The organism is Kiloniellales bacterium, from assembly GCA_030064845.1.
In the GTDB taxonomy this organism is placed as follows: Bacteria; Pseudomonadota; Alphaproteobacteria; order Kiloniellales; family JAKSDN01; genus JASJEC01.
Genome location: JASJEC010000022.1, coordinates 1 through 24049, shown reverse-complemented (window position 1 = coordinate 24049; position 24049 = coordinate 1). Strand labels below are relative to the sequence as shown.

The 24049-nt window shown below is 68.7% G+C and carries 23 protein-coding genes and 1 tRNA gene; 16 read left to right on the top strand and 8 right to left on the bottom strand.

Annotated features, from left to right (window positions below):
• Positions 1-414: 414 nt before the first annotated feature.
• Positions 415-798 carry a hypothetical protein gene (locus tag QNJ67_10450; GenBank protein MDJ0609385.1) on the bottom strand — a complete coding sequence of 128 codons (384 nt, stop codon included), beginning with the start codon at positions 796-798 and terminating at the stop codon, positions 415-417.
• A 355-nt stretch (positions 799-1153) separates the two neighbouring features.
• On the opposite strand from QNJ67_10450, the gene QNJ67_10445 reads away from it, so the two are divergent.
• Complete coding sequence (locus tag QNJ67_10445) at positions 1154-1603, top strand: polymer-forming cytoskeletal protein (protein ID MDJ0609384.1); 450 nt, start codon at positions 1154-1156, stop codon at positions 1601-1603.
• 307 nt (positions 1604-1910) lie between these two features.
• On the opposite strand, the gene QNJ67_10440 is transcribed toward QNJ67_10445, so the two are convergent.
• The 3 genes from QNJ67_10440 to QNJ67_10430 all read right to left on the bottom strand — a co-directional run bounded on the left by QNJ67_10440 (position 1911) and on the right by QNJ67_10430 (position 5997).
• Positions 1911-2429, bottom strand: coding sequence for a hypothetical protein (locus tag QNJ67_10440; protein ID MDJ0609383.1), 519 nt, complete (start codon positions 2427-2429; stop codon positions 1911-1913).
• 106 nt (positions 2430-2535) lie between these two features.
• Positions 2536-3837 carry an outer membrane protein transport protein gene (locus tag QNJ67_10435; protein MDJ0609382.1) on the bottom strand — a complete coding sequence of 434 codons (1302 nt, stop codon included), beginning with the start codon at positions 3835-3837 and terminating at the stop codon, positions 2536-2538.
• A gap of 33 nt (positions 3838-3870) precedes the next feature.
• On the bottom strand, positions 3871-5997 hold the full coding sequence (locus QNJ67_10430) for an alkyl sulfatase dimerization domain-containing protein (GenBank protein ID MDJ0609381.1): 2127 nt from the start codon (positions 5995-5997) through the stop codon (positions 3871-3873).
• Between the two features lie 190 nt (positions 5998-6187).
• Between QNJ67_10430 and QNJ67_10425 the strand changes: the two genes are divergently transcribed.
• The 5 genes from QNJ67_10425 to QNJ67_10405 are packed head-to-tail and all read left to right on the top strand — an operon-like array spanning position 6188 to position 10587.
• Positions 6188-7093, top strand: coding sequence for an NAD(P)-dependent oxidoreductase (locus QNJ67_10425; protein ID MDJ0609380.1), 906 nt, complete (start codon positions 6188-6190; stop codon positions 7091-7093).
• Positions 7094-7111: 18 nt separating this feature from the next.
• On the top strand, positions 7112-7939 hold the full coding sequence (locus QNJ67_10420; protein MDJ0609379.1) for an N-acyl homoserine lactonase family protein: 828 nt from the start codon (positions 7112-7114) through the stop codon (positions 7937-7939).
• Positions 7940-7948: 9 nt separating this feature from the next.
• Positions 7949-8977 carry a 2OG-Fe(II) oxygenase family protein gene (locus QNJ67_10415; protein MDJ0609378.1) on the top strand — a complete coding sequence of 343 codons (1029 nt, stop codon included), beginning with the start codon at positions 7949-7951 and terminating at the stop codon, positions 8975-8977.
• A complete protein-coding gene (locus tag QNJ67_10410) occupies positions 8974-9102 on the top strand; it encodes a hypothetical protein (protein ID MDJ0609377.1) in 129 nt (42 codons plus the stop codon). The genes QNJ67_10415 and QNJ67_10410 overlap by 4 nt, the downstream gene beginning before the upstream one ends.
• 15 nt (positions 9103-9117) lie before the next feature.
• Positions 9118-10587: an aldehyde dehydrogenase gene (locus QNJ67_10405; protein ID MDJ0609376.1), complete on the top strand. Its 1470-nt coding sequence runs from the start codon at positions 9118-9120 to the stop codon at positions 10585-10587.
• Positions 10588-10755: 168 nt separating this feature from the next.
• Here QNJ67_10405 and QNJ67_10400 read toward each other — a convergent pair whose 3' ends face one another.
• A complete protein-coding gene (locus QNJ67_10400) occupies positions 10756-11301 on the bottom strand; it encodes a DUF924 family protein (protein ID MDJ0609375.1) in 546 nt (181 codons plus the stop codon).
• 28 nt (positions 11302-11329) lie between these two features.
• Entirely contained in the window at positions 11330-11959 is a 630-nt protein-coding gene (locus tag QNJ67_10395) for a glutathione S-transferase family protein (GenBank protein MDJ0609374.1), read from the bottom strand.
• Between the two features lie 208 nt (positions 11960-12167).
• Between QNJ67_10395 and QNJ67_10390 the strand changes: the two genes are divergently transcribed.
• On the top strand, positions 12168-13607 hold the full coding sequence (locus QNJ67_10390) for an NAD-dependent succinate-semialdehyde dehydrogenase (GenBank protein ID MDJ0609373.1): 1440 nt from the start codon (positions 12168-12170) through the stop codon (positions 13605-13607).
• Between the two features lie 21 nt (positions 13608-13628).
• The gene (locus tag QNJ67_10385) at positions 13629-15287 is read left to right on the top strand and encodes an alpha/beta-hydrolase family protein (GenBank protein MDJ0609372.1); all 1659 of its coding nucleotides are present in this window, start codon (positions 13629-13631) and stop codon (positions 15285-15287) included.
• A gap of 84 nt (positions 15288-15371) precedes the next feature.
• On the opposite strand, the gene QNJ67_10380 is transcribed toward QNJ67_10385, so the two are convergent.
• A tRNA-Gln gene (locus tag QNJ67_10380) sits at positions 15372-15448 on the bottom strand.
• Positions 15449-15674: 226 nt separating this feature from the next.
• Here QNJ67_10380 and QNJ67_10375 point away from each other — a divergent pair.
• A complete protein-coding gene (locus QNJ67_10375) occupies positions 15675-16196 on the top strand; it encodes a TIGR02281 family clan AA aspartic protease (GenBank protein MDJ0609371.1) in 522 nt (173 codons plus the stop codon).
• Between the two features lie 331 nt (positions 16197-16527).
• On the opposite strand, the gene QNJ67_10370 is transcribed toward QNJ67_10375, so the two are convergent.
• Positions 16528-17916, bottom strand: a complete 1389-nt coding sequence (locus tag QNJ67_10370; GenBank protein ID MDJ0609370.1) for a PLP-dependent aminotransferase family protein — start codon at positions 17914-17916, stop codon at positions 16528-16530.
• 93 nt (positions 17917-18009) lie between these two features.
• On the opposite strand from QNJ67_10370, the gene QNJ67_10365 reads away from it, so the two are divergent.
• The 7 genes from QNJ67_10365 to QNJ67_10335 form a co-directional block, all read left to right on the top strand.
• Positions 18010-18252 carry a DUF1127 domain-containing protein gene (locus QNJ67_10365; GenBank protein ID MDJ0609369.1) on the top strand — a complete coding sequence of 81 codons (243 nt, stop codon included), beginning with the start codon at positions 18010-18012 and terminating at the stop codon, positions 18250-18252.
• Positions 18249-19175 carry a DMT family transporter gene (locus QNJ67_10360; GenBank protein ID MDJ0609368.1) on the top strand — a complete coding sequence of 309 codons (927 nt, stop codon included), beginning with the start codon at positions 18249-18251 and terminating at the stop codon, positions 19173-19175. The genes QNJ67_10365 and QNJ67_10360 overlap by 4 nt, the downstream gene beginning before the upstream one ends.
• 22 nt (positions 19176-19197) lie before the next feature.
• On the top strand, positions 19198-19983 hold the full coding sequence (locus QNJ67_10355; GenBank protein ID MDJ0609367.1) for a PhzF family phenazine biosynthesis protein: 786 nt from the start codon (positions 19198-19200) through the stop codon (positions 19981-19983).
• Between the two features lie 14 nt (positions 19984-19997).
• Positions 19998-20804: a glutathione S-transferase family protein gene (locus tag QNJ67_10350; protein MDJ0609366.1), complete on the top strand. Its 807-nt coding sequence runs from the start codon at positions 19998-20000 to the stop codon at positions 20802-20804.
• A complete protein-coding gene (locus QNJ67_10345; protein MDJ0609365.1) occupies positions 20801-21301 on the top strand; it encodes a GNAT family N-acetyltransferase in 501 nt (166 codons plus the stop codon). Before QNJ67_10350 ends, QNJ67_10345 begins: the two co-directional genes overlap by 4 nt.
• Before the next feature lie 270 nt (positions 21302-21571).
• On the top strand, positions 21572-22237 hold the full coding sequence (locus tag QNJ67_10340; protein MDJ0609364.1) for a hypothetical protein: 666 nt from the start codon (positions 21572-21574) through the stop codon (positions 22235-22237).
• Between the two features lie 246 nt (positions 22238-22483).
• A partial coding sequence (locus QNJ67_10335) for a phosphoenolpyruvate-utilizing N-terminal domain-containing protein (GenBank protein MDJ0609363.1) occupies positions 22484-24049 on the top strand: 1566 nt, incomplete at its 3' end.

The window sequence follows — 24049 nt, the reverse complement described above, 5'->3', positions numbered from 1 at the left end:
CGCGCCCTGCTACGCAGTCCGGGCATCCAGGGTTTCGGTTGCTCTGGATTGCCGGAAGCGCGTAGCGCTTGGGCTCCGCCCGTCCGGCAATGACAATTGGGGGAATGGCTCCTTGCCGGCAGCACCCGATCTGCGGTGGCTCTGGATGGCCGAATCACGTCCGGCCATGACAACTGGAGTGGTAGGTTACTGCGCCGCCTCGGTCAGGAGCTCCCGGTAGAACCGGACGGAACTGGCGTAGTCCGCGACGGGGAGGCGCTCGTTCACGCCGTGGATGCTTGCGAGCTCCTCCCTGTCGAGGGACACCGGCAGGAAGCGAGGCCTCGGGTGCGCGCTGGCCGGTTCCCTAGGCGGCGAGCGCCGCGACGACGAGCAGGATGCACGCTGGCTCCTTGAGGACGGCTGCCGCCGGCATCAGAAGCAGTATTCCAGGCGCTGTTTCTTTGAACTGGGCGCGGGAGGGCTCGGCTCGGGAAGGCGCGGCGTGATCCAGACCCGCGCGGTCACGCCGCAGTCCACACCCAGGTCTTCTTCCAGGCGGGGCATGGCGATCAGCCGCTCGCGCCGCACCAGCCCGTCAGGCGTGGCCTCGAAGGTGGCCGGCTCGAGCTCGTAGAGAAAGCGTTCCTCGCCGTGCGGAGCGGTCGTGAAGAGCTGAACCTTCTCCTTGAAACGCAGACCCGGGACCCGCCGCTCCCGCGCGTTCAGGCAGACCTCGAAGCGGACCCGAAGTCTCGTTTCGTCCTCGCCGCGGCCGGCGGCCGCCCGTTCGACCGATAGGTTTTCCAGCACTGCCATCTCTCACCCGTCCCTTTGCGCCTTCGCGCTTTCTTGGATCGCGGTATGTCGTTCGAATGCGATCGGAAGATGACACGGCCCCCTTTGGGCGCCTGTGAGTTTTGCCACGGCGGTCCGACAAATCCGGAGAGGGAGGACGCTCTGGCGGGGCGGCGCCCTGCTGTGGTTAACTCGCTCTTAACCATGAGGGCCGATGATCCGACCGGCGCGCCCTTGTTGCGGAAGACGGCCCGGCGGGCGGGACTCCGGTGTCAATTGTGTGTTTACCTCGCGGCTTCGGCGCCCTTTTTCCCGAGGCTTAACCAGCCGGGACCAAACTTGGCAGACAGAACTTCTGCGATATAGGAGACAGCCCATGTTCCAGAGCAACCGCACAGGCGAGACGTCACAGGGCGGGCAGCCGGCCGCCAGCACTTCGACCAACAAGCGTCCCCAGCATTCGATCATCGGCACCGATCTCAAGATCACCGGCGACATCGAGAGCTCGGGCGACATCACTGTGCACGGCACGGTCGAGGGGTCGATCAAGTGCCGGACCCTGACCTTGGGCGACGCGCCGGTCATCAGCTCCGTCGAGGCCGAGACTGTCCGCATTTCGGGGTCCTTCGACGGCGAGGTTCGCGCCAAGAAGGTTTCTCTGACGCGCAATGCCAAGGTGAAGGGCGACATCTACCACGAGAGCCTGGAAGTCGAGGCCGGCGCGACGATCGAGGGCCGCCTCGCGCGCCTCGAGAGCCCCGCGGCCAAGGAAAGCGACGACGACTCCAAGGTCACCGACCTGAAGGCGGCGCAGGCCGCCAGCTGACGGCGGGTCCCAAGTCTCCGGGCGCGGCGCCGACATGGGCGCCGCGCGGGACCTCCTTCACGCATTCTCGAAGTTCTCGCTTACCCTGACGGGGGGCCGTTTCGGCCCGGGTCTGCGTTCGTTTTTGCAGGCTGCCGAGAAAGCCTGGAGCCCTTGATCACCCGTCATCCTTCGACAAGGGGCGCAGCCCGGCGCTTCGCGCGGATGAGGGTAAGTGCCTGAAACATATCGCCCTCACCCTGAGCCTGTCGAAGGGTGACGGTGCAGGCGACACACTTCTTCAGCAGCTTGCTAATGCAGATCCACCCTAGCCCAGATCCTCTGGGCGGGTGATCCGCGGCCCCAGGGTGCTGACCAGCTCGCGGGCGTCGAAAGCCGGCCCAATGCCCTCCGGGGCCTCCCTACGATAGAGCCGGATGGTGATCAGGCCGGTATAGCGGTTGACCGCGTGGCTGGGCCCGCCGTCGTAGAAGCCGCGCGACCGGTAGCCGTTGCGGCGGCCGTTGCTGAAGCCGCGGTAGAAGACATAGCCGTAACCGCTGTAGGGGTAGCCGGTGCCATAGAAGGCGACGTCCTTCTCGATGTCGTCCATCAGCACCACGAAACCCTGGGCACCCTGCTCCAGCGCCAGCTCGGCGGAGCGGTAGAGCACGTAGTCCTCGACCCGCGTCCGGTCGGTGGCGGCGTTTCCCTTGAAGCTGATTCGCCAGGTGGTCGGGTCGATCGGCGCGCTGCTGTAGCCGTAGCTCGCCTCGCTCACGGCAGGCTGGTAGGGCGTCGGCGGCGCGGCGCAGGCGGCCAGGGCGAGCAGGCTCCCCAAGATCAAGGCTCTGGCCAAGCAGTGCATGGCAAGAGCCTAGAACGCTTGACTTTTCTCCGCAAGCCCGTCGGGTGGGGCCGGCCTTGCCCGCGGATCATGCGAGCTGGCTCCGCTACCAGCGCAGATTGAAGTAGGCGGCGATGAAATGGATGTCGTTGCGCTCGTAATTGCCGACCAGGTCGCCTCTGAGGGCCCCGGACTGGCGGATATCCGCGTCGCCGCCGTTCAGGTAGGTGTAGGCTAGGCCCAGGTCCATGGTATCGGACAGCCCGTACTCCACGCCGCCGGAGAGGCGGATCTGCCGGTCCAGGGGCGCGTCGGGGGTGCGGTCCTCGTTCCTCACCGGCGAGGTGTCGAAGGCGACACCGGTGGAGAGCTTCCATTGCGGCGTAGCCTGATACTTGGCGCCGACGGCGAAGTGCCAGGTGTCGATGAAGTTCCGGTCGAGCGTCACGTCTCTGGTCGTGACCGAGGAGATCGTGACGTTGGTCTCGCCGAAATCGCTCCAGTCCTGCCAGGCCACGTTGCCCATCAGGGCCAGGTCCGGGGTGACTTCATGATAGGCGCTGAACATGACCTGCTGGGGCAGGTTGACGTCGAGATCCGCCCTCGCGTTCGCGGCGGGTCCCAGGGCGGCGGCCAGGTTGGGCCCCAGGCCGTTGATGCTCAAGGAATCGTCGAACTCGTGCTCGACCTTGCTGGTGTAGGTGACGCCGATGCGGGTCCCGGGTTCCGGCTCGAGCAGGAATCCGGCATTGCCGAAGGGCGCCCAGCTGTCCGCGTCGAGCTTGATACGGCCGTCCGCGAAGCCGGGGTCGGTCAGGCTGTTGTTGATCGCGGCTCTCTGGTCAAGGGTCCCGTAGTTCAAACCGACGCCGCCGCCGATGGAAAGCCAGTCTGTGACCTGGAAGGCGACGGTGGGCAGGGCGCCGACTGTCGCGAACTCGGACTCCTGGACATAGTAGCGCCCGGCCCAGTCGTCGTCGTAGTCCACGCCGAGGCCGAGCGCTGAGCCGACCGCCAAGCCGACGCTCCAGTTTTCGGTAAGCTCCCGGACATAGTAGAGACCGAGACTCGGATAGACGCCGCCCGCCTCGCCGCCGTTGCCGCCGCCGAAGGTGCCGGGCTCGTCGCGGTCGAACTTGGCGGTGTAGACGATCGGCTGCGCGCCGACCACGAAGTTGTTGCCGGTCAGGCGCGTCATGCCTGCGGGGTTGCCCCGGGCCGTGGTCGCGTCCTCGGCAATCGCCGCCCGGCCGGCGCTCGCCGTGCCGACCGTCGGGCCGGCATCCTCGAACATCCACAACCCGCCGGCGCGGGTACCGGTCGCCGCGGCGCAGAGACCGATCCAGGCCGCCAGGGCGGCGAGCAGGGACGGGCTAGCGAGCGGCTTGAACGGCCTGTTCCTGCTCATCGCTCGTCTTAGGCGCGGCACGAAAATGCGCGTTTACTCCTCATGGATGATGATGACTTCGTCGGGCACCTCGTAGGGGTTGAGGTCGCGGGCGACCTTGGTGCGCGCGGTTCCCGGGAAGACCTCGAAGCCGATCTCGAAGGTCGTGAGCGTCGAGGCGATCTGGTTGATCGCTTCCACGTCGCCCTCGGCCTTCGCCGTGCCGTCCTCGATCGACGCGATGAAGGTCTTCTTGCCGATCATGATGTCTTCGAGGTCGGAGCGATTGATTGTAAGCGCGAGATCCGGCTTCTCGTGCAGGAAGCCCTCGACGTTGGTCATGGTCTCGTTGCTCACCGCGATCGCGAACTTCTCGCCGTTGTCCGGCGTGATCAGGTTGATCTCGAGGTCGAGGCCGGCCGCCTTCTTGCCGTCCATGCGGATGGCGATGAAGTCGAGGAAGAGCTCCGTCGACATGGCGCCGATCATGTCCGGACCGGAGGTCTTGGGCGAGGCCCCGGCCGGAATGCCCGACCTCAGCTCGAAGGCCCCGGCCAGGAAGCTGTTGCGCAGCCCCGGGTTCTCCTGCTGGTAGCCGATCTGCTCGAAGACGTCGGCCAGGAGGTTCTTGGCGTCCTGGTTGTCGGGCTCGGCCCAGGCCAGCTTGTTCAGGATCTCCTGGGCGAGGAGATACTTGCCCTCGTCGTGGAGTTCACGGCCGCGCGCCATGATCTTCTCGGCGCCACCCATCATCTCGACATAGAGCGGCGCCGAGTCCTCTGGGGACAAGGGCATCAGCGTGGCCGGATTGGCGTCCCAGAATCCGAGCAGACGCTGGATCACGGCGCGGCTGTTGTGCTCGGCCGACCCGTGATAGAAGCGGGTCGTCCAGCCGTCCTGCAGGCTCTTCGGCGGCTCGTAGACGTTGTGGATCTGGTTGATGGTCACGCCCTGGTTGGCGTAGTGCAGCACCTGATTGTTCAGGTGCGCGTACTGGTCGCGCTGGTCCTTCAGCACCTCCTGGACCCGCTCGTTGCCCCAGCGCGGCCAGTGGTGCGAGGCGAACATGACCTCGGCCTCTTGGCCGAACAGGAAGAGCGCGCGGCTGATGTACTTGGACCAGACCAGGGCGTCGCGCACCAGGGCGCCGCGCAAGGTGTAGATGTTGTGGATCGTGCTGGTCACGTTCTCCGCCATCCACAGGGCCTTCCGGTCCGGCAGGTAGGTGTTCATCTCGGACGGCGCCTCTGTGTCCGGCGTGTTCTGGAAGATCATCTTGATGCCATCGACCTCGAACTCCTCGATCGGCTCCTCGACGACGCGGGTCGGCGGGAGCAACCCGATCGTGCCGGCCGCGACGTTCTGGGCGAGGCCCTGCCCGGCGTGGCCGAAGGGGCTGGCCGGCAGCAGCACGCCGTACTGGAAGAACAGGCGCCGGTTCATGGCGTTGCCGGCGTAGATGTTCTCCGAGACCGTGTGCAGCATGAAGTCCCGCGGGACGATGATCTCGGTCTTGCCGGCGGCGAGGCGATCCCGATCGACCACGCCGCGTACGCCGCCGAAGTGATCGGCGTGGGAGTGCGAAATGATGACCGCGGAGACCGGCAGGTTCTCGATCTCGGCGTTGATCAGTTCCAGACCGGCCCGCGCCGTCTCGCGCGCCGTCAGGGGGTCGAACACGATCCAGCCGGTCTCTCCGCGCACGAAGGTGATGTTCGCCAGATCGAGGCCGCGGACCTGGTAGATCCCCGGGATCACCTCGTAGAGGCCGGTGATCTGGTTAAGCTCTGACTGCCGCTGCAGCGAGGGATGGATGCTGTCGAAGTCTCGGCCTTCGGCCAGGAACTGGTAGCGCTGGATATCCCAGGCGGTGGGCCCGGCGTCGCTCTTGATGATCTTGGACTTGAGCGGGGCGATGAAGCCCTTCTTCGCCTCCTCGAAGTCCCGCTTGTCGGCGAAGGGCAATGTCTCGCGGGCCTCGCGGATCACCTTTAGGGTGTGTTCGGACGGCGGCTTGCCCAGCGGATGGAAGTGCTCATCGGGGGATTCCGCGTAGGGCAGGGTGCTCGCCCCCGGACCCGCGGCTTCCGCCAATCCTGGCAGAGACGCCGCCAGCGCCAGTGTGATTACGAAGAACGCGCCAAGCGCACGGGCATGCGCACCGTCTGAACGGTCGAGCATTTTCGCTCCCTTTCTGACTGTGATGTCTCCCCACACGAACAGTGTCGCCTCAATAAGCAAGACGATGCAATGAGATATGGCATGTATTGTCAGGTCTAGCGCCCGAGCCTTTTGCTCCCTTGTCGGACCCGGGCTATGCTCGCCTGGTATCGATCGACCGGTGTCGTCAAGACGGGGACTGAGGGAATCCATGACGGATCAGAAGCCCGCGCTCGGTTTCGTCGGCCTCGGGAAGATGGGCGGCGCCTTGGCGGCGCGGCTCGCCGAAGCGGGGTTTCCGCTCAACGTCTTCGACATCTCCGAAGCGGCGACGGCGGCCTTCCTCGCCGATCACACGGCCGCGGCCGCCGACGATCTGCCTTCTCTCGCCGCGGCTGCGGACATCGTCATCACCTGCCTGCCGAACGGCGAGGTGGTCAGGGAGGCCGTGCTCGGCGAGGCCGGGCTGCACCAAGGCCTGTGGTTCAACGCCCTGCTGATCGACATGTCGTCCTCGGACCCGCGCGGCACGGCGCAACTGGGCGAGGAACTGAAGGCGCTCGACTGCCGCATGCTCGACGCGCCGGTCTCGGGCGGCGTGCCCAAGGCGCGCCAGGGCAGCCTGACGATCATGTGCGGCGGCGCCGCGGAAGACCTCGAGGAGGCGCGGCCGGTGCTCGCCGCCATGGGCGAGAACATTCTCCACCTCGGCCGGCTCGGTTCCGGACAGGCCATGAAGGCGCTCAACAACCTCTGCTCGGCCGGCGGCTTCCTGATCGCGCTCGAGGTGCTGGCGGCGGGCCGGCAGTTCGGCCTGGAGCCCGAGACCGTGGTCGACACGCTGAACCTCTCGACCGGCCGAAACAACTCGACGGAAAACAAGATCAAGCAATACATCCTGTCCGGGCGCTTCGACGCCGGCTTCGCCATGGACCTGATGGTCAAGGACATCGGGACCGCGCTCGCGCTCGCCAGGGACCTGGGAACGCCGACCCTCCTGAGCGCCGCTACGGTCTCCGCCTGGGCCGAGGCGCTGGAGGCCCTCGGCGAGGGGGCGGACCATACCGAACTGGCTCGGTGGATCGAGACGAAGCTGCCGGGACAGAGGCTCGAATAAAGCGCTGAGGCAGCAAGCATGACCGCAGACGAAACCTACGAAGTTCTGGCGCTGCGCTACGCGATGCACGACCGCAGGCGCCAGGAGAATTTCCTGGAGCCGGTCGACGACCACGACACGGCCATGCCGATCGACTACTTCGTCTGGGTGGTGCGCAACGAGAAGCGCACCATCGTGGTCGACACCGGCTTCGGCCACGCGGAAAACAAGCGCCGGAACCGCACGCTGCTGCGCCCGCCTCGGGAGGCTTTGGCCGCCGTGGGGGTCGACGCCGCCCAGGTCGAGGACGTGGTGATCACCCACCTGCACTACGACCACGCCGGCTGCCTGGGCGATTTCCCACGGGCCCGCTTCCACGTGCAGGAGGCGGAGACCCGTTTCGTCACCGGCCCCTGGATGCTGGACGAGGCCGAGCGCCACGCCTACACCGCCGACCACATCGCCGAGCTGGTCCAGACCCTGTTCGAGCAGCGCGTCGCCTTCTACGACGGCGACGGCGAGATCGCGCCGGGCCTGACGCTCCACGCCCTGCCCGGGCACACCATGGGCATGCAGGCACTCCGGGTGCCGACCAGGCGCGGCGTGGTGCTGCTCGCGTCCGACGCCTCGCACTACTACGAGCACTGGTTCAAGCGGGTGCCCTTCTCGATCTGCTGGTCCAAGCCGGCCCTGATGGAGAGCTACGAGGCCATGGAGCGCCTGGCCGACAGCGAGGACCATGTGATCCCGGGCCACGACCCCCTGGTGCGGCAGCTCTATCCCGCCGCCGACAGCTCGCTGGGCCGGGACGCGCTGCGCCTGGACCAGGCTCCTCTGCGCAGCCTGCGCCAAGTCTTCAAACGCTGAGGGAACGCCATGGCCGATCTCGTCACCATCGACATCGCGGCTCTGTTTTCCGGCGGCCCGGCCGAACGGCAGGCGACGGACGCCTGCATCGGCCGCGCCGTCATGGAGCACGGCGGCTTCGTGATCTCGAACTATCCCGACGCGGATAAGGTCGACGAGCGCGCGCTGACCATGCTGTCCTTCTTCGACCTCTCAGAGGCAGGCAAACACGCCGTCGCCTCGAAGGCGACCGTTCCCGAGGGCAAGACGGTATACCGCGGCTACGCGGCGTCGCTCGGGCCGGATGACTGGGCCTACAACGAGATCTTCGACATCGGGCCGGAGAAGCCATTCGGCGGCCCGGCGATCGAGGGCATGGCGGTATTTTCCGAAGAGAATGTTTGGCCGGACCCGGAGCCCTGCCCCGGATGGCAGCAGGCGATGCGCGATTTCTATGACCATCTGCACGGCGTGGCGACGGCCGTCATGCTGTCGGCGGGCCGCTTCGCGGGTTTTTCCGATCGGGAGCTCGAGGCGCGCTTTCGCGAGGGCAACTCGACCCTGCGCCTGCTCAACTATCCCGTTCGGCCGAGCGGCAGCCGCATCGTCAACGAGATGCCCGACGCACGCTTCGCCGAGGACGACGATCCGCCGCTCTCGACCGGGCGGCACACCGACGCGGCCGGGGTTTCCATCCTATGGCAGCGCGAGCCGGGCCTGCAGGCGCAGGCGCCGGACGGCACTTGGCGCGACGTGCCGGCGATCGCGAACTGCCTCTCGGTGCATTTGGGCACGGTGCTGGAGATCATGACCGAGGGGCGGGTTCCCGCCACGCCGCACCGGGTCGTCGACAGCGGCACGCCCCGCCAATCGATCGGCTTCTTCCTCGAGCCGGGCCTGGGCGCCCAGCTCGCGCCGATCAGGGAGAGTTCGGCCGCGTCCGATAGCGTGACCGGCACCTATGGCTGGCATTTGCAGGAACGGTTTCACGAGCAGAAGGGCTATGAGCAGCTGGTGCCCCGGCCCCGGCTTGCGACCGAACCGGACGGCCGGCCATGACCCATCGCTTGCAGTGGCTCGACGGCTACAACACCGCCCTCCATGTCGGGGCGGTCTATCGGGTCTATGACGCGGAGATCGAGCCGCGCGCCGGCCCGGCCATCGCGGCCCGGGCGTCTGGCTAGCTGAACGGGGAGGCGATGAAGACCTACCGCTACTACGCCGGCGGCGCCTGGCACGAGCCCGCCTCCGGCCGCTGGATAGAGAGCGAGAACCCGGCGCTGGGCGAGGCCTGGGCGCGGCTGCCCGACTGCGGCGCCGAGGACGTGGACCGCGCGGTCCGGGCAGCGCATGGCTGTTTCCATAACGGGCCCTGGCCGCGCATGAGCCTGCGCGACCGGGCCCGGCTGGTCCGCCGCATCGGCGACGTCATCGCCGCCAATGCAGAGCGCCTGGGCGCGGTCGAGACCCGGGACAACGGCAAGCTGCCGGCGCACATCACGCCGGCGCTGACGACCTGGCTCTACGAGAGCTTTCCCTACTACGCCGGCATGATCGACAAGTTCGAGGGCGCGCTGATCCCGGCCGACGCCCCCGACATGCTGAACTACCTGCGCTGGGAGCCCTTCGGGGTCGCGGCGCTGATCACCGCGTGGAACTCGCCGCTCGGCGTCCTGATCTGGAAGCTGGCGCCGGCGCTGGCCGCCGGCAACACGGTCGTGATCAAGCCCTCGGAGCACGCCTCGGCCTCGACGCTGGAGCTGATGGCGGTTCTGGAGGAGGCCGACCTGCCGCCGGGCCTGGTCAACGTGGTGACCGGCTACGGGCCGACCACCGGCGAGCCCCTGGTCGACCACGCCAAGGTCCGCATGGTCAGCTTCACCGGCGGCGTGCCGGGCGGCCGCGCGGTCGCCGCGGCGGCGGCCCGGCAGGTCAAGCCCGTGGTCATGGAGCTGGGCGGCAAGTCGCCCCAGATCGTGCTCGAGGACGCGGACCTCGAGCTCGCGGTCAACGGCGTGGCCGGCGGCATCTTCCCGGTCAGCGGCCAGAGCTGCGTCGCCGGGTCGCGGGCCCTGGTCCACCGCAACCTGGTCGAGGCCTTCAGCGAGCGCCTGGTCGCGGCCGTGGAAAAGGCGCGGATCGGCGACCCCGGCGACCCGGCGACCCAGATCGGCCCGCTGGCCAACCAGCCGCACTACGAGGGCGTGCTGGAAGAGATCGCCAAAGCGGAGCAGACCGGCGCCCGCCTGCTGCTCGACGGCCGCGGCAAGGGGCCGGACAAGGGCTACTATCTCGGCCCGACGATCTTCGCCGAGGTCACCAACGACATGCGTCTCGCCCAGCACGAGATCTTCGGCCCGGTGGTCGCCGTCATCCCCTTCGACGACGAGGCGGAGGCGGTCGCGATGGCGAACGATTCGATCTTCGGCCTGGCCGCCGGCATCTGGACCCGGGACACGGCCCGGGCGATCCGCCTGGCCGACCGGATCGAGGCCGGCACGGTCTACATCAACAACTACTTCAACGCCGCGACCCAGTCCCCGGTCGGCGGCTTCAAGCAGTCGGGCTACGGCCGCGAGAACGGCTTCGAGGGCCTGCGCTGCTTCATGCAGACCAAGTCGGTCTGGCTCGCCACGAACCCGAACGAGCCCGCGCCCTTCGGCGGGTGAGCGGGACTGCTGCTAAGAAACTCTTGAGCCCTTGATCACCGTCATCCTTCGACAAGGGGCGCAGCCCGGCGCTTCGCGCGGATGAGGGTTAGTGCTGGAAACATATCGCCCTCACCCTGAGCTCGTCGAAGGGTGATGGTGCCGGCTAGGCACCCTTTCAGCGGCCGCCTAGAACGACGAATTGGGCCCCTTGAGGAACTCGGCTTCCTCTTCCGTGGTCTCGCGGCCGAGGGCCTCGTTGCGGTGGGGGAAGCGGCCGAAGCGGGCGATGATGTCGTGGTGCATCTTGACGTACTTCAACCACTCCTCGGCGTCTTTCAGCTCGCCCATGAGCTCGAGGCAGAGCTCCTGGCCCTCCAGGGTCTCGCAGTGCTCCAGCGGCATGTAGACGAAGACCCGCTGCAGCTGGGGCAGGCCCCGGTCCCAGCCGCGCTCGAGCATGCGGTAGGTCAGGCCGAGCGCCTTCTCGTCGGTCGCGAAGGCCTTGGCCTGGCCGCGGAAAAGATTGCGCGGCACCTGGTCGAGCAGGACGATCAGCGCGAGGCAGCCCTCGAAGTCGTTCTGCCAGTGGTCCAGCGCCCCGGCGGCGGCCTGCTCGTAGAGCGCCCCGAGCTTCTCCTCGACCTCGCTGTCGAAGGCCTCGTCCTTCTTGAACCAGCGGTCCTTCATGCCCTCGGCGAACCAGAAGTCGAGCACCGCGCGGTGATCAGCCATGGTCGTGCTCCGCTCCCCTAGAGTTTCGTTAAAGGTAGCCGCCGGCCTCGAGGGCGCGGCGCACCGCCGGCCGTTCGGCAACCAGATCCGCGCAGCGCCCGACCGCGGGACAGGCCGCCGGCAGCTCGTCCTTGGGATCGAACCAACGGGCCAGCATCAGAAGATAGATATCGGCAGCGCTGATCTGGGCGCCAAGGAGAAAAGGGCCGCTCTCGGCGAGCTGCGCCTCGACCGCCTTCCAGCGGGTCAGCAGGTCGGCCTTGGCCTTGGCCTTGATGCGCGGCGCGTCGGCGGGCTCGGTCGAGAAGCGTTCCGGGTAGTAGTAGCGCCGGTAGGAGGCCTGGACCGTGTTGGTGAGGTAGAACAGCCAGCGCAGGAGGGTTGCGCGCGCGGCGCCGCCCGGCTCGGGCAGCAGGGCGGTTTCCGGGTGCCGCTCGGCGAGCCAGAGCAGGATCGCCGCCGACTCGGTCACCACCAGGCCGTCCTCGGTCACCAGGGTCGGCACGGTCGCGCCCGGGTTGAGCGCCCGGTAGGCGGCGCCGTCCTGCTCGCCCCGGTCCAGGTCAACGGCCACGGTCTCGTAGGCCGCGCCCGCTTCCTCCAGGATCGCCTGCGGCGCGAAGGCCGCCGTCCGCGGCGCCCAGTAGAGCGTGTACATGGCGACTCCCTCGATTCGCGACCAATAGCGTGCCACGGCGCGGCGGGTTTGGCACGGCTCCAGATGGAAGCGGGATGGGTAGGGGCCCGCTCCGTCGCGTCGCGCCGTTACGCCAAGAGGGGCTTTCCATCCCGGGGGGAGGTTCTCTATATCAAGGCGAATTGGCGCCCGAAGCGGGCATCCGCGCAGCAAGGACAGAGGCAGGACCATGGCATACGAGAAACTCGAGCTTTTCATCGGCGGTGAATGGACGGCGGGCACCTCGGGCAAGACCGAGGCGGTGATCAACCCGGCGACGCTGGAGGTGCTCGGCCAGCTGCCCCACGCCAGCCCCGCCGACCTCGACCGGGCGGTCGAGGCCAGCGTCGAGGGCTTCCGGGCCTGGCGCAGGATGAGCGCGCTGGAGCGCCAGAAGATCATGGAAAAGGCGGCGCGCCTGATGGAGGAGCGCCTCGAGGCCATCGCCGAGAACCTGACCAAGGAGATGGGCAAGCCGCTGGCCGAGGCCCGGATGGAGCTCGGTTTCGTGATCGACGTGACGCGCTGGTACGCGGAGGAGGGCAAGCGCGCCTACGGCCGCCTGGTGCCGCCGCGCATTCCCGGCATGCGCCAGATGGTGACCAAGGAGCCGGTCGGCCCGGCCGCCGCCTTCGTCGCCTGGAACTTCCCCGGCGTCAACGTGATCCGCAAGGTGGCAGGCGCCCTGGGCGCCGGCTGCTCCATCGTGATCAAGGCCAGCGAGGAGACGCCGGCCACCTGCATCGCGATTGCCCGCTGCTTCGACGAGGCCGGGGTGCCGCCGGGGACGGTCAACGTGGTCTTCGGCGTGCCCGACGAGGTCTCGCGCCATATCCTGGCGCGCCCGGAGATCCGCAAGCTCTCCTTCACCGGCAGCGTTCCGGTCGGCATCCACCTGCAGAAGCTGGCGGCCGACACGCTGAAGCGCTGCACCATGGAGCTGGGCGGCCACGCCCCGGTGATCGTGTTCGACGACGCCGATGTCGACAAGGCAGTCGCCATGACCGTCGGCCACAAGTTCCGCAACGCCGGGCAGGTTTGCATCTCACCGACGCGCTTCTACGTCCAGGACAAGGTCTACGACCGCTTCACCGCGAGCTTCGCCGAGAAGGCGGGCGGGCTCAAAGTCGGCAACGGCCTGGAAGCGGGCGTGGAGATGGGTCCCCTGGTCGACAAGCGCCGGCTCGACGTCATGGACACCTTCATCAAGGACGCCGTCGACCACGGCGCCGAGCTGATGACCGGCGGCGAGCGGATCGGCAACCAGGGCTACTTCTTCGCGCCGACCGTCCTGCGCAACGTGCCGGAAGACGCCATGATCATGAACGAGGAGCCCTTCGGCCCGGTCGCCCCCATGACCTCCTTCGGCGACTTCGACGAGGTCCTGGAGCGGGCCAACAAGCTCGAGTTTGGCCTCGCCTCCTACGCCTTCACCGGCGATCCGGCCAAGTCCAAGGCGCTCGCCGCCGAAATCAACGCGGGGCTGCTGGCGGTCAACAGTGTCATGGTCTCGACCCCGGAGACGCCCTTCGGCGGCGTCAACGCCAGCGGCTACGGCTCCGAGGGCGGTATAGAGGGCCTCGACGCCTTCCAGCGCACCAAGTTCGTCACCGAGCTCGATCAGATGTAGGCGGTGGAGCCTCGCGGCGCCGTGTCGGTTCTGAGGTGGTCCCGCCGCCGGTTCCTGGCGTACGGCGCCGGTTTCTCTCTGCCGGGACTGATCGGCGCTGGGGTGCTCTTCGCCTTGTCCCTGGCGCCGTCCTTGATCCCCCGGGACGCGCTCACCCAGGGCATCTTGTCGGGGGTCGTCGCAGCGATCGGCTACTGGCTCGGACTGGCGCTCGTCTGGCTGTGGACCTTTCTCGAGTTTCCTCTCCCGGCCGGGAAGTGGGTCAGGGCCGCGCGCATCGTCTTGTCGGCCGCGACGATCCTCTTCGTCGGCTTTCTCTTGTGGCACGGCGCGGCCTGGCAGGACTCGCTCCGCAAGTTCCTGGGTCTGGAGCCCCTGGAAGCGATCTACGCGCCCGTCGTGCTCCTGACGGCGGTACCCCTTGCGCTCCTGCTCAGGGAGATCGGACGGCTCTTTGCCTGGACGGCGGGAGGCATCTCGCGCCTGCTGGACCGGATCATGCCGCGTCGCGTGTCGTTGTTCCTCGGGGTCCTGCTCGCGGCCTACCTCTTGACCCAGCTCGTATCGGGAACGATTGGCCGCTTCACGGTGGAATCTCTCGACGCGATGTTTCTCGCCCTGGACCAGTTGATCGACGACGAGATCGCGCCGCCCTCCGAGGACCTGGCGACCGGCAGCGCGAAGTCGCTCGTGTCGTGGAAGAATCTCGGCCGGCAGGGCCGGAACTTCGTTTCTTCCGGCCCCAGCCGCGAGGCCATCGAAGACGTCACGGGGGCGCCGGCCAAGCGGCCCCTCCGCGTCTATGTGGGCCTCGGCGCCGCCGAGACGCCGGAGGAAAGGGCGGCACTGGCGCTCGAGGAGATGAAACGCGTCGGCGCCTTCGACCGCGCCGTGCTCGTGGTCGCCACGCCGACCGGCACGGGCTGGGTCGATAACGCTGCCGTCGACACGCTGGAGTACCTGCACCGCGGCGATACCGCGATCGTCGCCCAGCAATACTCCTATCTGATGAGCTACGTCTCGCTGTTCCTCGAGCCCGGCTATTCCAAGGCCTCGGCACGGGCGCTGTTCGACGCCGTCTACCGGCATTGGACGGGCCTGCCCCGTGACGACCGGCCGCGCCTCTATCTGCAAGGCCTCAGCCTCGGGTCATCGGGCTCGGAGCAATCCATGAACCTCTACATGGTGCTCGCGGACCTGATCCACGGCGCGGTCTGGAGCGGACCTCCCTTCACCAATCCGGATTGGGCCGCGTTCACCCGAGGCCGCAATCCGGACAGCCCCTACTGGCTGCCGCGCTATGGCGACGGGTCCCTGGTCCGCTTTACGAACCAGGAGAACGCGCTCGATATTCCGGGCGCGCGCTGGGGCCCCGTGCGCCTGGTCTATCTGCAGTATGCCAGCGATCCAATCACCTTCTTCTCCACCGACCTGTTCTATCGCGAGCCCAGTTGGCTGACCGGTGAGCGCGGGCCCGACGTTTCGCCGGATTTCCAGTGGTTTCCCATCGTCACCGGCTTTCAGGTCGCCTTCGACATGATCGGCGCCTCCGCAATCGGCCACGGGCGGGGCCACCTCTTCGCCGCGGCGCACTACATCGATGCCTGGATCGCCGTAACGGAACCCGACGGCTGGACGGAAGCCGACCTGGCGCGGCTGAAGGCCCGCTTCGAGGAGTGAGACGGGGTACGCGAACGTCCAGGCGCGCCAGGGCCGCCGTCCGGCCAGGTCCGGAGAAGCCAACTCTGAAAATAGCGTGAGAACTGGCTGGGGCGGTAGGATTCGAACCTACGAATGCCGGTACCAAAAACCGGTGCCTTAGACCACTTGGCCACGCCCCACCCTTGCCGGCCCGCGGGGAATCGGCCCCCGCCGCCCTTGACGCGGCGGAAAAATAGCCGCCTTGGAGACAGCCTGCAACGCCTGGATGCGGGGCCGCTTAGCGAAGCCTTAGAGGTTTATCGGGCACAATCACTCGGTTGTCGCCGGCCCTTCGCGGGCGGGCGGCGAGACAGGGTTAACGAGCCGGCCGAAAAGAGGCCGGCCGCTCTCCGGGGGATGGTCCTAATGTTCAACCTCGCGCGCAATCTCGTATTGGTGACCTTCGTCGCGGTCGTCCTGGTCCTGGCGTTCAAGCCGGGCAGCGGCGGGCGCGAAGGAGTGCAGGAGCCGCGCGGCCAGGCGCGCGTCGCCTCGGTCAAGCCGGATCAGTCCTCACTGATCAACCAGCTGGTGCTAAAGCGCCGCCGCGACGGCCACTACTACGTCACCGCCGAGGTCGAAGGCGTGCCCGTCGACTTCCTGGTCGACACCGGCGCCAGCATGATCGCGCTGACCTACGAGGACGCCGAGCGGATCGGGCTGCGGCCGGCCCAGCTCGACTATTCCATGCGCGCCCAGACGGCCAACGGGGTCGCGTTCTTCGCGCCGGTCACCCTGGAGGACGTGGCGATCGAGCAGCTGGAGATCGACGACGTGCGCGCCGCGGTCGCCAAGTCCGACATGGGCATGTCGCTGCTCGGCATGAGCTTCCTGGGCCGCGTCGACCGCTTCGAGGTCGAGGACGGGGACCTGATCCTCTACTGGTAAACGCCTGCGTCTAAACTCCTCGCGGGAGCAAAGGGATAGATGGCTGACATCATGGACCGGTCGCATCGCTGACGGTAGCGGGCACGCCCTGCTGCGGGATGGTGCCGCGGCAAAAACACCAAAAAGGATTCACCACAGAGACACAGAGATCACAGAGGAAAAACCCACAAGATTCTGGCGCGCTTCGCGCGCAACCAACTGCTTGGTTGGTTCTCTGTGCTCTCTGTGTCTCTGTGGTGAGAAGTTTAGGCCCTCTGCCACGGGCACGGCCTTGGCCCCGAACATGCAAACGAGATCTGATCGCTATGATCAGAATTTCTTTCTCGGCCTGCTAAACCACCGGCAGGAGCGTCTCCGGCTGGCCGGCGAGAACCGCCGCGAGCCGGTCCAGCGCGGTCTCTAGCTCGGCCCGGTCGCGCGCCGCCTGCAGGCAGAGGCGCACGGCATGGGGCAGGGGCTGCCGGCCGACCGCGAAGAGCTCGGCGCTGGCCACGCCCACGCCCCGGGCCCGCGCCTGGTCGCAGAAGACCTCGCGGCGCCAGGGCTCGGGCAACTCGAGCCAGCCGTGGAAGGCCTGGGGATGGCTGCGCCAGGTTCCCGCCGGCAGGCAGCGCCGGGCGATCGCCTGGCGCGCCTCGGCCTCGTCCCGCTGCCACAGCGCCATGCGCCAGGCCGCGCCGCTCTCGATCAGGCGGGTGGCGGCCTCGGCCATGAGCGGCGGCGCCATCAGGGTGCTGGCGCGCAGCCCCTGGCGCAGCCGGTCGAGCAGGGTGCCGGGCGCGCGCAGAAAGCCGACCCGGAGGCCCGGCGAGACCGACTTCGAGAGCCCGGTGACGTAGATCGCGCTGTCCGGCAGCAGGGTCGACAGGGGCGGCGGCGCGCGGTCGACCAGGAAGCCGTAGACGTCGTCCTCGATCACCGGCAGCGCGTGCTCGGCGCAGATCGCGGCAATCTCGCGGCGCCGGCCTTCGGACATCACCGCCGCCGTCGGGTTCTGCAGGGTCGGGATGCAATAGAGCGCGCGCGCCTTGGTCGCCCGGCAGGCCTGGGCCAGGGCATCGGGCCGCAGCCCTTCCTCGTCCATGGCGAGGCCGTGCAGCCGGATGTCGAGCATGGCGGCGATCGACTTGATGCCGTAATAGCTGAGCTCCCCGGTCAGGATCACCTCGCCGGGGCGCGCCAGGGCCCGCACGGCAAGCAGGACTCCGTGCTGCCCGCCGGCCGTCAGCACGACCTCCGAGGGGTCGGCGGCGAGGCCCGTGTGCGCCATCCAGCGCGCGCCCGCGGCGCGCTGCCGCGGTTGGCCGAGGCCCATCTCGTAGCGCATGTAGGGCCCGAGCGACTCTTCGCGGCAAATCTCTAGGAGAACGTCGGCGAGTGCACGCTCGTTGAGGTTGTCTGGCGGAAAGTTGTAGGATAGATCGATAAGGCTGCCGTCGCGGGGCGGCCGAGTCGCGGGCGCCGGCGGCTCCTTGCGGGGCGCCTGGACGAAGGTCCCCCGCCCGACCTCGCCGGCGATCAGGCCGCGCCGTTCGGCCTCGGCGTAGGCGCGGGTCACGGTGCCGACCGTGACGCCGAGCCGCCAGGCGAGGTCGCGGTGGGTCGGCAGGCGGTCGCCGACCGCCAGGCGGCCGGTCGCGATGTCATCGGCCAGTGCCTGGGCGATGGCCTGATAGCGCGGGCCGCTTCGGCCTTCGAGAGTGGGTTGCCAACTTGTCACGGTGACAATGTATCAATTGACCAAGAATGTCACTATGACATATAGCGAATAGGGAGACAATAATTCAGTGACAACCCGTTTTTCGAGGTCGAAATGAGTACAATCGCGCCAGCCAAGCCCCAATTGGCCTTTCCGATCCTGCGCCCCGACGCGCGGCGGAACCTGCCCGGCCGCAGCCGCCGCCTGCCGTGGGTCGTGTCGCTCGTGCTGCTCTGGGCCGAGCGGGCGCAGCAGCGGCGTGTCCTCGCCCGCCTCGAGCCGCACGAGCTCGCCGATATCGGCGTGACCCGGACGGCCGCCCTGGCCGAGGCCGCAAAACCCTTCTGGCAAGCGTGACCGTCCCGGTAGCCTCGACGGAACGTCTCGAGACGGCGGTCGTCGCGGCCGCCGGCTTGACCGTGGCCCTGTGGGGCGGGACGCCCCTGGTCACCAAGCTGGCGGTCGGCAGCATCGACGCCGCCGCGGTCGGCATGCTGCGGACCCTGCTGGCCGGCGCTCTGGCCGTGCCGATCCTCCTGCTGTGCCGGCTGCGTTTCCCGGCCACGGGCGAGGGCCGCAGCCTGCTGGTGATCGCGGCGCTGGGCGGCTTCGTGTTTTTCCCGCTCCTGTTCAGCCTGGGACAGGCGCGCACCACGACCGCGCACGGCGCGCTGATCCTGGCGGTGCTGCCGGTCCTGACCGGCGTGATGGCCGCCGCGGTCGAGCGCCGCCTGCCGAGCCGGCGCTGGTGCGTCGGGGCTTCCGTGGCGGGCGTGGGCACGCTGATCCTGGTCTCCGGACAGTTCGACCTCGCGCTGACGGGCGCCGACCCGCTCGGCGACCTCCTGATCCTGCTCGGCGCGGCGGGCGCGTCGGCCGGCTATGTCGCCGGCGCCCGGGCGGCGCGTTTCTCGGGCGCCTGGTCAGTGACCTTCTGGGGCCTGGCGATCGGCGGGCTCGCCCTGCTGCCGGTGGCGCCCTTCCTGCTGTCCAACGCCCGTTTGCCCGAAGCCGATGTTTCCGTCTGGGCCTGCCTGATCTATCTGGCGGCCGGTTCGTCGATCCTCGCCTACGCCGCCTGGTACTGGGCGCTGGGACGCGGCGGGATCGGCCGGGTCGGCGTGACCCAGTACTTCCAGCCACTGGTGAGCCTGTTCCTGGCGATCCTGGTGCTGGGCGAGGAATTGCGGCTGCCTACCCTGCTGGCCGCCGCGCTCATCCTGGGCGGCGTGCTCTTCGCCACCCGCCCGGTTCCCTCGCGCGCCGCCGACCCGCACTGAACCGTTTCGCCAGGAGGCCGCGATGCCCCAGGAACTGCCGATCTTCCAGGTCGACGCCTTCACCAGCCGCGCCTTCGCCGGCAACCCGGCCGCCGTCTGCCCGCTCGACGACTGGCTGCCGGAGGCGACCATGCAGGCGATCGCGGCCGAGAACAACCTGTCCGAGACCGCGTTCTTCGTCAGGCGCGAGCGCGACTACGAGCTGCGCTGGTTCACGCCGCTGGCCGAGGTCGACCTCTGCGGCCACGCGACCCTGGCGAGCGCCTACGTCATCGCCACCCAGCTCGCCCCCGACACGGCGCGCATGGTCTTCCGGACGCGCAGCGGGCCCCTGACGGTGACCCGTGACGGCACGCGCTTCACCCTGGACCTGCCGGCCCAGCCGGCCGACGAGGTCCCGCCCGAGCCCGCCGTCGCCGAGGCGCTCGGCGCGGCGCCAGAGTCGCTCTGGCGCGCGAACAAGGCCATGGCCGTGCTGGCCGACGAGGCGGCGGTGCGGGCCGCCGACCCGGACCTGGCCAAGGTCGCGGCGCTGCCCGGCGACGGCCTGCTGATCACCGCGCCCGGCGCGGACTGCGACTTCGTCTCGCGCTACTTCGCGCCCCACGTCGGTATCCCCGAGGATCCGGTGACCGGCTCGACCCACTGCATGCTGACGCCCTACTGGGCCCGGCGCCTAGGCAAGCCGCGGATGAGCGCGCGCCAGCTTTCCCGGCGCGGCGGCGAGCTCGCGGTCGAGGACCGGGGCGCCCGCGTCCTGGTGGCGGGCGAGGTCGCGCCCTACCTGCAGGGCACGATCCAGATCTGACCGGAGGCGGCCCCTTGCCCCTGATCCTGGTCGGCCAGTTCGATTCCCCCTTCGTGCGCCGCGTGGCGGTCGCGCTGAACCACTACGGCCTGCCCTACGAGCGCAACGTCCTCTCGGTGTTCCGCGATTTCGAGGCCATGCTCGCGGTCAATCCGCTGGGCAAGGTGCCGAGCCTGATCCTAGAGCGGATCATGTTTGGTCGGAACCAGTTCGTGGTTCCGACCAAACATGTGAATCCGCTCTACATCCTAGAGTTAGAGCAGATTCACGCGATTGAATGGATCGCCTCGGGCGAATCCATTCAATCACGATCTGCTCTAGAGGACGGCGCGCGGCTCTACGAGAGCCGGGCCATCATCGAATACCTGGAGGGCGTCGTGCCGGCGGCGCGGCGCCTGACCCCGGAAGACCCGGCCTTGCGCGCCGAGATGCTGCGGGTTGAGGCGATCGCGATCGGCCTGGCCGAGAAGTTCTACGAGCGCGGCATAGAGTTTTCCCGCAAGGAGCCCGAGAGCCGCGACGCGGCCTGGATCGCCCGCCTGGAGCGGCAGATCGAGAGCGCCCTCGGCTGGCTCGAAGCGCGCGCCGGGCCGCCCTGGCTGGTCGGCGACCGCCTGACCCGCGCGGACCTGGCCCTCACGGTCGCCGCGACCTTCGGCCATGAGAAGCAGCCCCAGCTGATCGACCCGGAGCGCTTTCCGCGGGTCGCGGCGCATTGCCGGCGCTGCGAGGCGCTGCCGGTCTTCACGGCGGCGGCCTACTCGGCCGACGAGGCGGCGGCCAGCGGCTGGCGCCCGGAAGACCAGGGAGCGGCGCCGTGAAGGCGGCGCAAGGCGGGGCGCCGGTCATTGCGGCGGCCGAGGGCGCCCGGGACCTGGAGACGGTCCGGTCGCTCTTCCTCGAATACGCCGACTGGCTGGACTTCGACCTCTGCTTCCAGGACTTCGACGAGGAGCTCGCGACCCTGCCCGGCCGCTACGCCCCGCCGGGAGGCGGTCTCTGGCTCGCCCGCGCCGGCGCCGAGGCGGCCGGCGTGGTCGGCATGCGGCCGCTCGAGGCGGGGGCCTGCGAGCTGAAGCGGCTCTGGGTGAGGCCCGGCTTCCGCGGGCTCGGGCTCGGCCGGACCCTGACGGAGACCGCCGTCGCGGCGGCCGGGTCCGCCGGTTACCGGGTCATGCGCCTCGATACCGTCGGCGCCGCGATGCGGCGCGCCGCCGCGCTCTACGAGGCCCTGGGATTCCGCGAGATCCCGGCCTACTACGACAACCCGCACCCCGAGGTGCGCTACCTGGAGCTGGCGCTGTCCCACCCGGCCTGAGGCGGCTTTCCCTAGAGCTGTTCCGCTTCAGCAAGCTGAAGAACCGCCGAGCCTTTGATCACGGTCATCCTTCGACAGGCTCAGGATGAGGGTATCTTCTTGATACATTTCCCCCTCACCCTGAGCTTGTCGAAGGGTGATGGTGCTGGCTAGGCAATTTCCTGGAAGCTTAGCGGAGCGGATCTCCCCACGCCCGGCGATTTTCGCCACAATTGGACACTTTGGCGCCAAAATGATCCCCTATATCGGCCTTGTGTGCTGGTGCGGATCATGTTCGGGACGATGCGGAAGTTCCTTCTCCTGGCCGGTCTCGGCTTTCTGACCTCGGCGGCCCTCGCCGCCGTGCTGCTCGGCGTCTTCGAGGCGCCGGCGCACACCGACTACGCCCTGGAGAAGGCGCTCCACAGGGAGAAGAGCGGCGGCCGGATCCTGTGGCACGCGATGTCGGTCGAGGCGGCCTACCAGGCGGTCGGTCAGCGTCGCACCTCCTTCGCGCCGGCCCAGGCGCAGTCGTCCCGCGACCGCAAGGAGTACCTCGTCTCGCTGCTCGCGCTGACCGACGCGGCCCTGGCGGAGCGGGTCTCGACGCAGCTGCGGCTGCAGGGCGGGGCGGGCGAAGCGGGCGCGGGGGCGCTCGGCGGGACGGCCTCGAACTACGAGGCGATCCTGGAGAGCATCAAGGGCCTGCCCAGCCCGCGCGCCCTGTTGCCGGCGGAGGCCCTGCTCTATCAGGCGATCGACGAGCAGCGGCGCTACCTGGCGCTCTGGGAGAGCTCCGGCGAGCGCGGCTACTTCAATCCCGAGGCGCCCCTGGTAGTCAGCTCCCACGAGAAGATCGCCGCCGCCCGGCAGAAGCTGCTGCACGCATTCCGTGAGGAAGGCCTGCACAACCGCCGGGCCGTCTCCGACCACCTTACGGCGCTCGACTTTCGCTAGTGTGATGGTTCCGCAGTTCAGTACGACAAGCGTTCTGAACTTCGGAAGCTGAATCACACTGGACTCCTAGGCATAACTGACGCTGCCTAATTTCTAGCCATCGGTGCGGCAGACCGGCTAATCTGGCGCCGCCGGCGGGGTGAAGAACCGGCGGTTCGCGCAAGAAAACCGCCACGCAATCCTGGTATGGTTCTTGCGGTTCCCGTTTCGCGCCCAGAACCCCTCAACCCGGCGGACGTCCCGGTCATGACCATCGAAGATAGAATCACGACGCCGGGCACCACGGTCGATTTCCGCGAGCTCTTCCGGGACCTGCGCGCCACCCTGATGGTCGGCGGCGCGGACACCCTGGAATCCCTGCAGGCCGTGGTCGAGCTGGTCGCCCAGCACTTCCACTCGGACGTCTGCTCGCTCTACCAGCTCGACGAACGGCAGAACGGGCTGTTCCTCAGGGCGACCAAGGGGCTGAGGGCGGAAGCGGTCGGCCGCACGGTGATGCAGCCGGGCGAAGGCCTGGTCGGCACGATCGCGCAGACCCGGCGGCCGCTGGCGCTCGAGGACGCCCAGGCCGACGCGCGTTTCATGTTCCGCCCCGAGACCGGCGAGGAGATCTATCACTCCTTCATGGGCGTGCCCCTGATCCGGGCCCGCAGCCTGCTCGGCGTGCTGGTGATCCAGCATCGCGAGCGGCGCCGCTACCGGCCTGAGGAGGTCGAGGACTGCGAGACCGTCGCCCAGTTCCTGTCCGAGATGCTGCGGCAGGCGGCCGAGGACGCGCCGCACGAAGCGCCGCCCGCCCGGGACACGCTGCGGCTTCCCGCCGTCCCGCTCAGCCGCGGCCTGGGCGTCGGCAAGGTGGTCTTCGCGCTCAAGGACATCGTGATCCGCCGCTGGCGCGTCGCCGATCCCGCCCCCGAGCTGGACCGGGTGCGGGCCGCGTTCCAGGTGCTCGAGGACTCCCTGGCGGACCTGCCGCCGGACGCGGCGGACCGGGAGACCCGCGAGCTGCTGGAGGCGGACCTCATGCTGGTCCAGGACAAGGGCTGGCGCGAGCGAATCGAGGCCGCGATCGGGCGCGGCTTCTCGGCCGAGGCGGCGGTGCAGCAGGTGCGCGAAGACCTGCGCGCGCGCATGAGGGCGGTTGCCAACGACTACATCCGGGCCCGCCTGCTCGATCTCGACGATCTCAGCCACCGTCTCCTGACGGCGCTCTCGGGCCGGGAGGGGCGCGCGCTCTCCGATCTCGGGCCCGACACGGTCCTGGTCTGCCGCTCCCTCGGCACGGCCGAGCTGCTGCGGATCGGCCGCAAGGGGCTGGCCGGGCTGGTTGTGGTCGAGGCGACGCCTTCTTCCCACATTGCGATCGTCGCCAACGCGCTGAAGATCCCCGCGCTGGGCCAGGCGCCCGCGGCGCTCACCGAGCTGCGCGAGGACGATGCCGTCGTTCTCGACGCGGTCAACGGGCAGCTGATCGCCCGCCCGAGCCCGGACGTGCTGGCCCAGTACGAGAGCCACGCGGCGGCCGACCGGAGCCGCGCGGCGCACGATCCCTGGCGGTCTGACCAGCCGTGCCGAAGCCGCGACGGCGTGACGGTCGAGCTCCTGGCCAACGCCGGCCTGCTGCTGGACCTGGACGAGATCGACCAGCTGGAGTCCGTCGGGGTCGGCCTCTACCGGACCGAAATGGCCTTTCTGGTCCGCGCCCGCATGCCGAGCGTCGAGGAGCAGGCCGCGCTCTACCGCCGGATCCTCGACCGCATGGCCGGCCGGCCCGTGGCCTTCCGCACGCTGGACGTGGGCTCGGACAAGGCG

Excerpts from the sequence above, each read along its gene's own strand:
- QNJ67_10390 (MDJ0609373.1), top strand. The coding sequence starts at position 12,168 with ATGGCATACGAGAAACTCGAGCTTTTCATCGGCGGTGAATGGACGGCG.
- QNJ67_10405 (MDJ0609376.1), top strand. The coding sequence starts at position 9,118 with ATGAAGACCTACCGCTACTACGCCGGCGGCGCCTGGCACGAGCCCGCC.
- QNJ67_10400 (MDJ0609375.1), bottom strand. The coding sequence starts at position 11,301 with ATGGCTGATCACCGCGCGGTGCTCGACTTCTGGTTCGCCGAGGGCATG.
- QNJ67_10430 (MDJ0609381.1), bottom strand. The coding sequence starts at position 5,997 with ATGCTCGACCGTTCAGACGGTGCGCATGCCCGTGCGCTTGGCGCGTTC.
- QNJ67_10340 (MDJ0609364.1), top strand. The coding sequence starts at position 21,572 with ATGTTCGGGACGATGCGGAAGTTCCTTCTCCTGGCCGGTCTCGGCTTT.
- QNJ67_10355 (MDJ0609367.1), top strand. The coding sequence starts at position 19,198 with ATGCCCCAGGAACTGCCGATCTTCCAGGTCGACGCCTTCACCAGCCGC.
- QNJ67_10410 (MDJ0609377.1), top strand. The coding sequence starts at position 8,974 with ATGACCCATCGCTTGCAGTGGCTCGACGGCTACAACACCGCCCTCCAT.
- QNJ67_10415 (MDJ0609378.1), top strand. The coding sequence starts at position 7,949 with ATGGCCGATCTCGTCACCATCGACATCGCGGCTCTGTTTTCCGGCGGC.
- QNJ67_10445 (MDJ0609384.1), top strand. The coding sequence starts at position 1,154 with ATGTTCCAGAGCAACCGCACAGGCGAGACGTCACAGGGCGGGCAGCCG.
- QNJ67_10375 (MDJ0609371.1), top strand. The coding sequence starts at position 15,675 with ATGTTCAACCTCGCGCGCAATCTCGTATTGGTGACCTTCGTCGCGGTC.
- QNJ67_10365 (MDJ0609369.1), top strand. The coding sequence starts at position 18,010 with ATGAGTACAATCGCGCCAGCCAAGCCCCAATTGGCCTTTCCGATCCTG.
- QNJ67_10450 (MDJ0609385.1), bottom strand. The coding sequence starts at position 798 with ATGGCAGTGCTGGAAAACCTATCGGTCGAACGGGCGGCCGCCGGCCGC.
- QNJ67_10425 (MDJ0609380.1), top strand. The coding sequence starts at position 6,188 with ATGACGGATCAGAAGCCCGCGCTCGGTTTCGTCGGCCTCGGGAAGATG.
- QNJ67_10395 (MDJ0609374.1), bottom strand. The coding sequence starts at position 11,959 with ATGTACACGCTCTACTGGGCGCCGCGGACGGCGGCCTTCGCGCCGCAG.
- QNJ67_10435 (MDJ0609382.1), bottom strand. The coding sequence starts at position 3,837 with ATGAGCAGGAACAGGCCGTTCAAGCCGCTCGCTAGCCCGTCCCTGCTC.
- QNJ67_10420 (MDJ0609379.1), top strand. The coding sequence starts at position 7,112 with ATGACCGCAGACGAAACCTACGAAGTTCTGGCGCTGCGCTACGCGATG.